This is a genomic window from Flavobacterium sp. B183, assembly GCF_023539155.1.
GTDB lineage: Bacteria > Bacteroidota > Bacteroidia > Flavobacteriales > Flavobacteriaceae > Flavobacterium > Flavobacterium tructae.
Genome location: NZ_CP097434.1, coordinates 2,214,410 through 2,228,715 on the forward strand (window position 1 = coordinate 2,214,410; position 14,306 = coordinate 2,228,715).

At 35.4% G+C, this 14,306-nt stretch carries 5 protein-coding genes and 1 pseudogene; 4 read left to right on the plus strand and 2 right to left on the minus strand.

Going from position 1 to position 14,306, the window contains the following annotated elements; genetic code table 11:
- Positions 1–145: 145 nt before the first annotated feature.
- Positions 146–1,891, minus strand: coding sequence for an ABC transporter ATP-binding protein (locus M4I44_RS09785; RefSeq protein ID WP_017498648.1), 1,746 nt, complete (start codon positions 1,889–1,891; stop codon positions 146–148).
- A gap of 376 nt (positions 1,892–2,267) precedes the next feature.
- Here M4I44_RS09785 and M4I44_RS09790 point away from each other — a divergent pair, with 376 nt between their 5' ends.
- The 4 genes and pseudogenes from M4I44_RS09790 to M4I44_RS09805 all read left to right on the plus strand — a co-directional run bounded on the left by M4I44_RS09790 (position 2,268) and on the right by M4I44_RS09805 (position 12,270).
- Positions 2,268–3,023 carry a hypothetical protein gene (locus M4I44_RS09790; RefSeq protein WP_017498646.1) on the plus strand — a complete coding sequence of 252 codons (756 nt, stop codon included), beginning with the start codon at positions 2,268–2,270 and terminating at the stop codon, positions 3,021–3,023.
- A gap of 636 nt (positions 3,024–3,659) precedes the next feature.
- Positions 3,660–4,616, plus strand: coding sequence for a GSCFA domain-containing protein (locus M4I44_RS09795; protein WP_017498644.1), 957 nt, complete (start codon positions 3,660–3,662; stop codon positions 4,614–4,616).
- 262 nt (positions 4,617–4,878) lie between these two features.
- Complete coding sequence (locus M4I44_RS09800; RefSeq protein WP_249967175.1) at positions 4,879–9,969, plus strand: translocation/assembly module TamB; 5,091 nt, start codon at positions 4,879–4,881, stop codon at positions 9,967–9,969.
- A pseudogene (locus tag M4I44_RS09805) lies at positions 9,953–12,270 on the plus strand (BamA/TamA family outer membrane protein). Before M4I44_RS09800 ends, M4I44_RS09805 begins: the two are co-directional and overlap by 17 nt.
- Before the next feature lie 91 nt (positions 12,271–12,361).
- Here M4I44_RS09805 and M4I44_RS09810 read toward each other — a convergent pair.
- Positions 12,362–14,299, minus strand: a complete 1,938-nt coding sequence (locus M4I44_RS09810; protein WP_249967176.1) for an OmpA family protein — start codon at positions 14,297–14,299, stop codon at positions 12,362–12,364.
- Between the last annotated feature and the right edge of the window lie 7 nt (positions 14,300–14,306).

A 14,306-nucleotide genomic window follows, 5' to 3' on the forward strand; every position in this document is an offset into this window, starting at 1 on the left:
ACAGATTTTTAAAACCTGTCGGATTTTATATTTTATAGTATTTCGAGCGAAGGGAGAAACCCTCGTTCGAAATGACAAATAGTGTTCTTTAATAATGATTTAAGAAAACTCAGAACCTTAGCAGCTTAGTATCTTAGCCTCTTAATTATTTTCGTTCCCCAATCTGTTGGCGCCACATTGCATAATATAAGCCTTTTTCAAAAATTAAATCTTCGTGTTTTCCTTGTTCGATGATTTTTCCTTGCTCCAGTACAAATATTTTGTCGGCGTGCATTACGGTTGACAGACGGTGCGCAATCAGAACCGTGATCCTGTTTTTATCGGATATATTGCGAATAGTGGTATTGATTTCTTCTTCGGTAATAGAATCCAGGGCAGAAGTGGCTTCGTCAAAAATCAATAAATTCGGATTTCTTAAAATAGCACGGGCAATCGACAAACGTTGTTTTTCACCACCGGATACTTTAATTCCTCCTTCACCAATTGTGGTGTTTAAACCGTCTTCGGCACGTTGCAGCAGTTTTTCGCAGCTTGCTCTTTTCAAGGCATCGTATAAGTCTTCATCGGTAGCGCTAGGTCTTACGAACAATAAATTCTCGCGAATTGTTCCTGAGAATAACTGTGCGTCCTGAGTAACGAATCCTAATTGTTTTCTTAGATCCAGTAAGTCAATTTCGGTAGAGTCGATGTCGTTGTAAAATACCTGACCTTCAGCTGGGGTGTACAATCCAACCAGTAATTTAACCAAAGTTGTTTTTCCTGATCCTGACGGGCCCACAAATGCAACAGTTTGTCCCTGTTTAATTTCGAAATTGATATTCTCAACCGCTTTAAATTTAGCGGTTTTGTGTTGAAAACTTACATTGGAAAAGAGTAAAGACTGAATAGCTCCAACATGCTTTGGGTTTTTTGGACGAAATTCTTTCGGAGCGCTCAATAAGGTCTTAAAATTCTCCATGGAAACCTTAGTTTCATTTAAGGCAATAATGAAATTTCCAAGTTCCTGAAGCGGTCCGAAAATGAAAAAAGTAAAGAAAACCATCGTTAGCAAATCACCCACAATAATCTTTCCTCCAAATAAGAAATAATACAAAGTAAAAACCACACAAGTTCTCAAAAAGTGTACGGTTGTACCCTGAATAAAACTCAAACTCCTGATGAAACGGATTTTTTGAAGTTCCAGCTGTAGAATTTTAAACGTATTTAGGTTCAGACGTTTTTCTTCCTGGTAGGTTAATCCAAGACTTTTTACAAGTTCAATGTTTCTTAAACTTTCGGTGGTGGAACCGGCTAAAGCATTGGTTTGATTTACGATTTTTTTAGAGACAATTTTGATCTTTTTGCCCAGATATGAACTAACCAGAGCAATGATTGGCGCCGTGATCAAAAAGATAATCGAAATACGATAATCGATTCGGGCAACATAAACAATCACAAATACAAAACCAATCACGGTCTGAAAGATTAAAGAAATCGATAGTGTGATTAATTTCTCAGAATCAGAACGTACTTTGGTGAGTTTGCTTAACGTTTCACCGCTTCTTTGGTCTTCAAATTCGGCAAACGGCAGGTCCAGTGATTTTTTAATTCCGTCTGTGTACATCTGCGCTCCGGTACGCTGAATGACAACATTGGTAAAATAATCCTGAAAGTTTTTGGTAATTCTCGATACCATGGCCGCACCAAGTGAAAGCCCTAACCAGAATGCTAATGATTTGATAAAACCAACTGGGTTTCCGTCATATTTATGTAAACCAACACCACAATCCTGCATTAATTTACCGGTAATAATAGAGTCTGATAAACTGAAACAAATATTGATCGAAGCCATAATCAAAGCAAAAAACAGTAACATTTTATGTTTGATTATATAAGAATACAGTAATTTCATAAGTGAATTTGAATTTATGGAAGATGTAAAAGTAGTGAATTGTTTAACACTGTTAAATGGATTTTTGTTATTAAAAATGTAAATTTTTTTACAGTTGAAATTGCCGGTGTTTTTTTAGATGTAGCGTGTTTTAATTTGCTGCAAGACCTCTTTTTTATAGGAGAACAAAATGAAACTTTAAGAAAAAAGCTAAGTATTGATATCGCATTTTAGTTTTTTATTAAACTTTATTATTAATGGATTTGCTATATCTTTCTTGTTACTAATGTGTTGGAGACTGTTTTTGATTAAGGTGTGTTTTTAAATGTGGAATCCCGTAAGGTTTTAGTTTTGGGGTGTATTAAGTTTGCAGCAAAATAAATTTAACCAAATCAAAATGAAAAAAATTTTATGCCTTTTTAGTGCTTTGGCTCTAGTAGTTTCTTCTTGTTCAAGTGATGATGCCGCAGATGCATCAGCTTCAGTAAAACCATCAAAAATTGCTTATTCTTATTCTGATCCTACGGAGAATTATTATACAGACATTAAATATGAGGGAAGCAAACTAGTAAGTGAAATAGATAATGACGGTTACACACTTAAGCATTTTTATGTTGGTGATTTAATCTCAAAAACAGAGCAATACGGGATAGATAAGACACTTAAATCTACTACGGAATATAGTTATTCTGCAGGAAAGCTAGCTTCTGAAACTGTAAAAAATGTAGGTGAAACTAAATTTTACAAAACGAAATATACCCAAAATGGGGATGGGACTATTTCTTTTGCAGAGTTTTATATTAATGCTGCAACAGGAGTTGAAGAAGAAGGTGGAAAAATTGGAAAATATACGTACAAAGACGGTAACTTAGTGAAGTATGAAAGTTCTTATTATGGTAAACCAAATACTACGTATACGTATGAGTATGATTCAAAAAAGAATCCTAATACTAATATTGATGGTGTTAAACTTTTAACAGGTACAGAAGAGAGTGCTTCAGTTAACAATGTTGTTAAAATAACAGGTACTTCAGCGACTTCATCTTATGTAAGTACTTTCACTTATGTTTACAATAACAATAATTTTCCAACGGAGAAAAAACAATTTAATGATAAGGGAACGTTAACGGAGACAGCTCAAATTACATACTAAAAGTAAACTTATCAACTTTACACGAAAAACCAAATACTCTTGTATTTGGTTTTTTTATTGCCAAAACGGGTAAAATTCGTATTCAAATGAAACGTCATATAATTCAGAACACTGATTCCAACTTTTTTAACCGAGAGAAATAAGGAAATACAAGAAAATAGCTAAGTATTTATACGGTTTTTTGTCTTTTAGTTATTTTTTTTCTAAAATATTTTTTAGCGTATGTTGTTTGTTATCAGTGCTTTAGATTTATTTTGGATTGAGGTCTGTGTTTCCGATGTGGAATCCCGTAAGGTTTTGATTTTTAGGTGTGTTACGTTTGTAATGCTAAAAATAATGCTGCTAAGAATATTTTAGGATTTGATAAAATTTTTTTTGTGGATGGAGAAGGAAGCGGAGTTTTTGACAATGAAATTGCAGATACTTTAGGAAAGAATATATGTTCTATCTATAAGTTAGGCGTATAATACAGCCGGATATCCTGAAAAAAGCATTGATAATGCTGAAGGATTAAAATATACATCTGAATATTTCTATTAGTAGAAAGTTTAAAATTTGGGGGCGAAAAGTCGGGGACATTTTGTTTTCGGCTTTTTTGTTTGTGAAAAATAACCGAAATTTACACAAAACAACTTCATGCAATTCAGAACCCAGATTCCAGTTTCAAAAAGCAGTAATCCAATCGATTATCATTCGAAGATCATTTCTATGGGATCTTGTTTTGCGGAAAACATGGCAGAGAAATTTGATTATTTTAAGCTTCAGAACGAAACCAATCCATTTGGAATTATCTTCAATCCGGTTTCCATTGAGAAAGTGATTCAGAGAGTGGTTAAACAAGAGTTTTTTACGGAGAAAGATGTTTTTTTTCATAACGAACGCTGGCACTGTTTTGAAGTTCATTCAGATTTGAGTCATTCCGATCGACAGGAGTTGTTGCAAACACTTAACGAAGCAATTACCAAAACAAACAAACAAATCGAGGAGGCCACTCATCTCATAGTAACCTATGGAACCTCCTGGATTTACAGAAATATTGAAAGTAACGAAGTAGTCGCTAATTGTCATAAAGTACCGCAAAGACAATTCACGAAAGAATTATTGACTGCTGATGTAATTCAGAAAAGCATTCAAAATACAATCCGTTTAATTCATGGTTCAAACCCGAATGTAAATTTCATTTTTACCATTTCACCAGTGCGCCATATCAAAGACGGTTTTGTAGAAAATCAATTGAGTAAGTCACATCTGTTTACGGGGCTTCACCAGAATCTGCAATCTAAAATCGACAATCAGCAATTAGGATATTTTCCTTCTTACGAAATTATGATGGACGAACTTCGTGATTATCGTTTTTATGCCGAAGATATGCTGCATCCGAATGTTGTAGCAATTGACTATATCTGGCAGAGATTCAGTGAAAATTATATTGCAGAGAATAGCATTTCAACCTTGCAGGAAGTAGGAGAAATTCAAAAAAGTCTGCACCATCGAAGCTTTAATCCGGAATCTGAACAGCATCAGAAATTTTTAGTCAAGCTTCGTCAAAAAATAAAAAGCGTAGAAGAAAAATGGCAGCATATTAAGTTTTAAAGCTTTCAGGATTTTTAATATGTTTTGATATTCAGGGTGTTGTGAGAATTTGCTGAAATTTAAAATATCAATTTCAACAGAGCAGAATTCTTCATGTTTCCGCTCGGTAACTACAATACCAAACGTAGGAAAATAATTATTTGTTGCTAAATTTTAGAATAATTACAGGTAATTATGTAAATTGTTTGAGTTTAAATTTTACAAATTTGTTTTTGCAGATTTGTCCAAATCAAACTTTAATCTAAATGTGTTTTATTGACGTATGAATAAGAAAACCATTCATTTTCTAAAAAAAACACTTCGTGTACTGCTTTGGTGCATGGCTTCTGTAATTACACTTTTACTGCTTCTTATTGTCTTAATTCAGGTTCCTTCCGTCCAGAATTTCGTAAAAGATAAGGCCATTACGTATCTGCATAAAAAGATAAAAACCAAAGTTTCGTTAGATCATATTTCGATAAAATTTCCGAAAGACATTGTTTTGGAAGGATTTTACTTTGAAGATCAAAAAAAGGATACTCTCTTAAGCGGAAAACGTTTGGAGTTGGATGTTGATTTATTTAAATTGATCAACAGTGAATTGGAGATTAATTCGGTTTCACTGCAAAATACTGCAGTCCGTATTTCAAGGAACAAAAAAGGAGCTTTTAATTTTGATTATATCATTAAAGCATTTGAGTCTAAAGAACCAAAGGTTGAAGATCCGAACAGCAAACCGTTTAAAATTTCGGTTGTAAAAATAAATCTGGATAACGTCAGGTTTGATTTTAAAGACGATTTTTCTAAAAATGACACTCGTGTAAAACTCACGCATTTTGATACCAAATTCAGGGAATTCGATTTAGATAAAATGAATTTCAACATTCCGGATATTAATCTAAGCGGATTAAGGGTGGTTTTGAATCAGGATGTGGTCGAAAAGATCGCTGAAACATCAGTGCAAACGATAGATACCGTCTCGAAAAGAGCAGATTTCAATTTGAAGTTAGGAAACATTAGATTAGCAAAAATTGATATTGTTTACGACAACAAAGATTCCAAATTGGATTCCGGAATACAACTGGATCAGTTGAATGTAGCTGTAAACAAAATTGATTTGAACCGTCAATTATTGGATTTCGAAGCTTTCGAACTTAAAAATTTAAAAGGAAATCTACGTTTGGGCGCAAAAGACAAACAGCTTCAAACTCCTGATTTAGATACTACTGCCATAAAACAGGCAGGATGGAAAGTAAAGTTGAATGTTATAGACATCCAAAATATAGCGTTCAAATTTGATGATATGCAGTCAAAACCAATTTCGAAAGGAGTTGATTACAGTCATATGGATCTAAGTAAAGTTAATTTTAAAGCAGAAAAATTGTATTATGGGAACGATACAATTTCAGGAAATATAAAAACGCTGACCTTAAACGATAAAAGCGGCTTGCAGCTTCAGGCTTTAAAAACCAATTTCTTTTATGGACCAAAGAGCGCTTACCTGAACAATTTGTATTTAAAAACACCCCAAACACTTTTTCAGAATAGTATAAAAGTGGGTTATCCTTCTATCGCTTCTGTTTCCAAAGATTTGGGTAATCTTACTTTAGAGGCCAATTTAAATCAGTCCAAAATCGGCTTTAAAGATATCCTGCTTTTTGCTCCCGATTTACAGAAATCCAATCCGTTTAAGAGTAATCCAAATGCCGTTTTGAATGTCAATGCACGTTTGAGTGGGAGGATAAAAGATCTGAATATTGCACAGTTCGAAATGAGCGGAATCGGAGCTACAAAAGTTGCTGTTTCAGGAAAGATAAAAGGGATGCCTGATGCACAAAAAGCGGATTACGATTTAGATATCAGAAAACTTTCGAGCACGTCAAAAGACATTTATTCGTTTGTACCTGCGGGAACTGTTCCAAAGAATATTCAATTGCCTTCACAGCTGAATTTACAAGGTAAGTTTAAAGGTTCTGTTGCTAATTTTAAAACCAAGCTGGCTTTCAGTAGTAGTTTCGGAAATGCAAAAGTAGATGCTTTGTTCGATCAGCGAGTGAAGAAAAAAGAAAAGTACGATGCGACTGTTTATTTGCTGGATTTTGATTTAGGAAAATTGATTAAAAACGATTCAATAGGAAGAATTACGCTTAAAGCAAAAGTAAAAGGCAAGGGATTAGATCCAAAAACAGCACAGGCAGAATTTGACGGATTGGTTCAGAAGGCCGTTTTTAATCAATATACTTATAAAGATCTGGCTTTAAAAGGCAATATCGAGAAAGGATCTTTTGTCATAAACTCCGGAATGAAAGACCCGAACCTGCATTTCGGTTTAACGGCCAGTGGAAATACCGAAGAGAAATACCCTTCCATTCAGTTAAAATTAAACCTGGATATTGCCGATTTGGAAAAATTAAATCTGCATGCCGGTCCAATGAAACTGCGTGGAAATGTTGATGCAGATATTGCCAACAGTAATCCTGATTTTTTGAACGGAAAAGTATTTCTTTCCAACATCCAGATTGCGCAGACAGCGGAACCTATCGTTCTCGATTCGATCAGACTAATTGCCTTTGCCGATCAAAATCGAAACAATATCAAAGTTTCTTCTCAGTTTTTAAATGCGGAGGTTGATGGGAAGTACAAACTGACGACTTTAACGGCAGCATTAAAAAAATCCCTGTCAAAGTACATCGATTTAAAAAGTCCAAAAGTAAAAGGAGAAATGGATGAGCAACGATTGGTTTTTACGGTGAAGATTGATAATGATCCCGTGTTACTGAAACTGCTTCCTGAATTAACGGGGTTGGAACCGGTTACTTTATCAGGAAAGTACAATAACGTGTCAGATTCTTTGGAAATAAAAGGAAGTATTCCGAGAGTTGTATATGCTGCTAACACCATTGCCGACGGGAGAATCAATATCGAAGCCAAAGAAAATGGGTTAGAATACAATGCTTCTTTTGGAACAATTGAGAGCGGTTCTTTAAAAATTCCATTTACAAGCTTATCCGGAAAAATTGAAAATAATGTTTTGGATTATGCACTTGAAGTAAAAGATGCTAAAGAGAAACAACAGTATTTTATTGCGGGAGACTTAAAACACGATGGTTCAAAAAGCAGTTTCAGAATTGATGCTCAAAATTTTATTATGAATTATGATAAATGGAATATCGATCCGGAAAATGTGGTGGAGTTTGGAGACAAGAGATTGTATGTTAATAAATTTAATTTAGAAAATTCGGGTAATGAATTAAGAGTTCAATCCCTGGGAGATCAGGATAGTGCGCCTTTACAGATCGATTTTGTAAATTTCAAAATAGAGACGATTATGAACATCGTCAAAAAAGACCAATTGTTAATGCAGGGTCTGATTAATGGACATGCGCTGGTAGAAAATGTAATGACCAAACCTACTTTTACCTCGGATATAAAAGTAGATCAATTTGCTTTCAAAGGAGAACCTGTTGGAGATATTACAATAAAAGTAGACAATAAAACCAATAATTTGCTGGCAGCCAATGTTACTCTTAGCGGAGAAGGAAACGACGTAAACCTGACCGGAAATTATAAAATCGACGATGAAAATCTGGATTTTAATCTGGATCTAAACAAATTAAATATCAAAAGTATTCAAGGATTCAGCATGGGCAATCTGACTGAGGGAACTGGATTTTTAGCAGGGAATTTCAAAATTACCGGAAATGCCGCTGCGCCAAAAGTAAACGGAGCACTGGAATTTAAAGAGACAGGTTTCAGAGTAACAAAATTTAATTCCTACTACAAAACAGCTGATGAAAAAATAACACTTCAGGATGATATTATCACTTTTGATACGTTTACTTTTCAGGATGAAAACGACAATGAACTGATTGTAAACGGAACCATTAAAGTAACAGATTATACCAAATTTGACTTTGGCTTAACTGTAGTGGCAGATAATTTCAGAGCGATACATTCGCAGGAAAAAGACAATGATTTGTTTTATGGAGATTTGGTGTTAGACAGCAAGCTGAATATCAAAGGAACACTCGAAAATCCTGTAGTTGGTGGAACTATTAAAATAAATAAAGACACTAAGTTTACAGTTGTGATGCCGCAATCAGATCCTTCCATAGCCGATCGGGAAGGGATAGTTGAATTTGTAGACGAAGACAATCAATATCTGAAGCAGACTGTTGCAATGGAGCAAAAACTCAATCAGTCTCGGTTAGTTGGTATGGATGTGAGTGTGGCTATTGCCATCGATAAAGAGGCAGAACTTACATTGGTCATCGATAAAGGAAACGGTGATTATTTGAACTTAAAAGGAGAAGCCGAACTTACCGGTGGAATCGATCCGTCAGGAAAAACAACTTTAACCGGTAAATATGAATTCTCAGGCGGGGCGTATGAAATGAATTTCAACATGATCCGACGAAAATTTGATATTCAGAAAGGGAGTTATATCATTTGGAACGGTGAACCTACCATGGCCAATCTGAATATTACGGCGATTTATAAAGTAAACACCGCACCAATAGACTTATTGGGCAATCAATTGCCAACGGATAACCCTACTGAGCGAAACACCTATAAGCAGAAAATTCCGTTTCAGACCTTGTTGAAAATGAACGGGGAGCTTTTAAAACCGGAAATCACTTTTGATATTGTACTTCCGGAGGGCAATAATGATGTTTCTGCAAATGTGGTATCACTTACCAAAGCAAAACTCCAGCAGTTAAGACAAGAACCGGCGGAATTGAACAAACAGGTTTTTGCTCTTTTACTATTGAACCGGTTTATTGGTGAAAACCCATTTTCGAGCGAAAGCGGGGGAACCAGCGCAGAATCTCTCGCACGCCAAAGTGTGAGTAAAATTTTGTCACAGCAATTAAATGATCTTGCAGGAGAATTAATCACCGGAGTTCAGTTAGAGTTTGATCTCGAGTCAACAGACGATTATACATCCGGTAGCAGAGAAAACAGAACCGATCTGAACGTCGGGGTTTCCAAAAAGTTGTTAAACGATCGACTAAAAGTTACTGTAGGGAGTAGTTTTGCCGTTGAAGGTCAGGAACGTGCCAATGAGCAAAGTGCCAATATTGCGGGAGATGTGGCATTGGATTATCAATTAACCAAAGACGGCCGTTATATGGTTCGGGCTTACCGAAAAAATGAATATCAGGTGGCGGTCGAAGGTCAGGTAGTTGAAACCGGTGTTGCTTTTATCATCACGATGAGTTACAATAAATTCCGTGAACTTTTTCATCGAAGTGCAGCCGAAAAAGAAATGATTAGAGAAGAAAAATTACGCAACGAAAAAAAGAAACTGAAAGAGCAAGAGGAGAAGCAAAAAAAGGAAAATCAAATAGAAGGGAATGAGCAAAAAACATAACAATATAAGAATGAAATATGTCAGATATTTTGTTGTGCTGTCCTTATTTTTTGTTTTTGGATGCAGTAACACAAAATATTTGCCGGAGGGAGATTTATTATACACAGGAGGTTCGGTAACCGTAAAAGATTCAATTCTTAAAAAGAAAGAACGAAAAGCACTGGAAAATGAACTGAATGATTTACTGCGCCCTAAACCCAACAAACAATTCCTGGGATTACGTCCTAAGTTATGGTTTTATAATATCGCCGGAGAACCTAAAAAACAAAAAGGAATCCGATATTGGCTGCGTACTAAAGTGGGAGAACCTCCCGTGCTTTTTAGTAAAGTTGATTTAGAGTATAATGCATCCGTCCTTCGCAATTTTACGGAAAACAGAGGGTATTTTAAAACCCGTGTAAGTGCCGATTCAACGGTTAGCCATAAAAGAGCTACAGCAGAATATACAGTGGTACCCAAAAAGCAATACATTATTAAAAGCGTAATTTTTCCTGACGATTCATTGGCCATGTCCAGAATAATTGGAAGGTCAAGCCGAAGAAGTCTCTTGAAAGTGGGGCAGCCGTATGATTTGGATGTTATTAAAGCAGAGCGCGAACGTATAGACGCCAGATTGAAGGAGAAAGGGTATTATTATTTTAACCCCGATTATCTTTTGGCACAGGTAGACAGCAGCAAAGGCGATCATGAAGTAAAAATTAGATTGGTAATTAAAGCGGATACACCTCCAAAAGCGCTTACAGCCTATAAGATCAATAAAATTGTAGTCTACCCGAATTTTACCATTTCAAAAGACAGTGTAAAATATCAGCCGAAAGATATTATTCAATATAAAGACTTCACCATTATTGATACAGCTGACAGTTTTAAGCCAAGAGTTTTTGATCGCGCCATTCACTTCAAAAAGGGAGATTTCTACAACCGTAAAGACCACAATCTGACCCTAAATCGTTTTGTAAATTTGGGAACGTTTAGTTTTGTGAAAAATGAATTTAAGCCTTCGGATAGTTTACCCAATGCGCTGGATTCGTATTATTATCTGACGCTTTTGCCGAAGAAATTTATTCGTGTAGAAGTTTTGGGAAAAACGAACTCGGCGAGTTATACCGGTAGTGAGATTAATATCAATTGGAACAACAGAAACTTATTTCGAGGGGCAGAATTATTTACGGTTTCCATTTTTGGTGGTGCCGATTTTCAGCTTTCTGGAGCCAATAACGGGAAAAACATTTATAAGCTGGGAACAGAAACCAGTTTGACCTGGCCAAGATTTATCGTTCCGTTTTTTCATATTGAAGGTTCCAGCGAATATGTACCGCGAACCAAAGCGACAGTAAGGTATGAATATCAAAACAGAACACAATTGTATGCCTTAAACTCTTTTAAAACGTCTTTTGGATACCAGTGGAAAGAGAATATTCGAAAAGAACATCAACTGAATGTAATTGATGTGACCTATGTGAGTCCCAATCACGTGACGGCTGAATATTTAGCAGATATTCAAGAAGACCCGTCATTAGAAAAGATAATTGAAAAACAATTGATTTTTGGACCAACTTATACGTATACCTACACCAATACGATGCAGAAGCGTAGAAAAAATACGTTTTACTTTAGTGGTGATTTAGATTTGGCAGGAAACGTTACAGGTCTGGTAACAGGAGCAAATGTTAAAGATGGGAATCAGAAAATATTTTTGATGTTCCTTTTAGCCAATATGTAAAAATGAGAGGTGATCTCAGACATTATTTAAAACTGGGTAAAGAAAGTGAATTGGCCAGCAGGATTATTTTAGGAATAGGACTTCCGTACGGAAATTCAAGGGCTTTGCCAACGGCTAAACAATTTGTGGTAGGAGGAACCAATAGCATTCGGGCTTTCAGAGCCAGATCACTCGGGCCGGGAAGTTATCTCAATGCACAAACGACTAATAATTTTCTTCCGGATCAGTCAGGCGATTTGAAACTGGAGTTTAGTACCGAATACAGGGCCAAACTTTTTAGTATTGTTCGCGGAGCACTATTTGTAGATGCCGGAAACGTTTGGCTTTTAAATGCCGATCCCAATAAGTCTGGTGGAGAAATTACCAAAGATTTTATGAAAGATATTGCCGTAGGAGCCGGAGCCGGTTTGCGTTTTGATTTGTCTTTTTTAGTTTTAAGAACCGATTTGGCATTTCCGTTGAGAAAACCCTATTTACCGCAAGGTCAGAGATGGGTAATCGATGATATTAATTTCGGAAGTGGTCCATGGAGAAAAGAGAACTTGATTTTAAATATCGCCATTGGATATCCGTTCTGATTTTATGTTTTTAAAAAAGACAGAATAAATAAACCGCAGGAATAGAAGTTTAAAGTAAGCTTTCTATTCCGGCGGTTTAGGAGAGTTGTTTTTACAATCCGGAAATAATAAATTCGCTTCTTCTGTTCATTTGATGCTCTTCTTCCGTGCAATTTTCATTATCAGAGCAATGGTTTACAAGCTGTGTTTCACCATAACCTTTGCCGGTTAATCTGTTTTTATCAACACCATGTTTAATAAGCCAGTCTATAGTAGATTTAGCTCTTCTATCAGACAATAGCTGATTGTATTTCTGCGTCTGACGACTGTCTGTATGAGAACGAATATCTAATTTCATTTTTGGATATAAGTTCAGTACATCCAGGATTTTTTCCAGGTCTAAAGCAGCTTCTTTACCAATATTGGATTTGTCTAAATCAAAGTATATCATTTTGATACCGAAAACTTTGCCTAAATTATCTCCAATGGTTACCTGGTAGCTGGATTTTTCAAGTGGAATTGGTAAATAAGCTTTTGAACGGTCTTTTGATACCAGTATTTTTTGTTCCCAGGTGGTATAATTTTCTTTTTCGGCCCTGATATAATAGGGAGTTTCAGAATCTAAAATGAAACTATAATTTCCTTTCTCATCGGAGAAGGTGGAATCTTTTACATTCATGTCCTGATCATACAAGGTGATTTTGGCATTTGGTAAAATTTCATTACTGTCCAGATCAGTCACAACTCCATATAATTGGTAGTCAGTATTTATTTTTTTTGTCTCTAAAAATTTATAAATATCATCTGATCCTTGTCCGCCTTTTCTGTTCGATGAAAAAAAGCCTTTTCGGGATTTGATGTCAATTATATAAGCAAAATCATCATTAGGAGAATTGATATCTGCTCCTAAATTTTGAATATTACTAACTCCGGCGTCGTTTATTTTTCCAACAAAAACATCAAGACCACCAAGTCCCGGATGTCCGTCTGAAGCAAAATAAATTTCATTTTCATCGGTTACGAAAGGAAATGTTTCTTTTCCTTCGGTGTTGATTTCGGGGCCTAAATTTTGAGGGGAGCTGTATCCTCCATTACTCAGGATTTTGACCTTGTAAATATCAGATTGTCCTATCGTTCCGGGCATATCTGAAGCAAAATATAAAGTCTTTTCATCCGGGCTGAGAGTGGGATGTGCCGTACTGTAATCATTACTATTAAACGGTAATTCTATGATATTATCCCACTCCTTCTTTTGATTAAGAGTGGCTTTGTATATTTTTATAAAGGTGGTTTTTTGTTTGTTTTTTCCTTTTTTACCATCAATATAATTATTGCGGGTAAAATAAACAGTTGTTCCGTCTTTTGTAAAAGTGGGAGTAGATTCGTGAAACTTACTATTGATTTTTGATTTTATTTTTTTAGGTGCGCTTGGATTGAAATTTTCATCCAGGGCAGCTTCATAAAGGTTGGTGAAACTTTCACCTGTCCATTTATGTCTTTGTTGTCCCAGTCCTCCTGTATCTCTTGCGGTGGTGAAAACAATTTTATTTTGGAAAAAGGTTGTTCCGTAATCCGAATATTTACTGTTTATCCCTGAATCTTCAATCGTATAGCGTCCGGAATTGGCTTTAATCAAATCCAGATAGTTTTCATTTTTTTTGTACAGTTTAGCTCTTGTATCATTTTTTGAATGCTGAGAGAATAAATCAAGCATTTGATTGGCTTTCTCTGTGCGATTTGTCGATTTTAATGATTGCGCATATCGGTAATAATATTCGGGCTCGACATCGTTAGTCATGGCAAATAACTCATCATACCATTTTGCGGCTTTATCAAATTCAGCATTAAAGTAAAAAGCGTTGCCCAGTTTTTTGAACATATCTGCAGATTTGTAGCCTTTTGAAGCTACTCTTTCATAGGTTTCAATCGCATTAATATAAGCATAGTTGGTATATTGTTTGTCTGCCGTAGCTATTTTATTCTTTTGAGAATAAGTGTGAAATGAAAAAAAACTAAGTATTAATAGATAAAATGGTATATAATTCTTCATAGTAAAT

Excerpts from the sequence above, each read along its gene's own strand:
- M4I44_RS09785 (WP_017498648.1), bottom strand. The coding sequence starts at position 1,891 with ATGAAATTACTGTATTCTTATATAATCAAACATAAAATGTTACTGTTT.
- M4I44_RS09790 (WP_017498646.1), top strand. The coding sequence starts at position 2,268 with ATGAAAAAAATTTTATGCCTTTTTAGTGCTTTGGCTCTAGTAGTTTCT.
- M4I44_RS09795 (WP_017498644.1), top strand. The coding sequence starts at position 3,660 with ATGCAATTCAGAACCCAGATTCCAGTTTCAAAAAGCAGTAATCCAATC.
- M4I44_RS09800 (WP_249967175.1), top strand. The coding sequence starts at position 4,879 with ATGAATAAGAAAACCATTCATTTTCTAAAAAAAACACTTCGTGTACTG.
- M4I44_RS09810 (WP_249967176.1), bottom strand. The coding sequence starts at position 14,299 with ATGAAGAATTATATACCATTTTATCTATTAATACTTAGTTTTTTTTCA.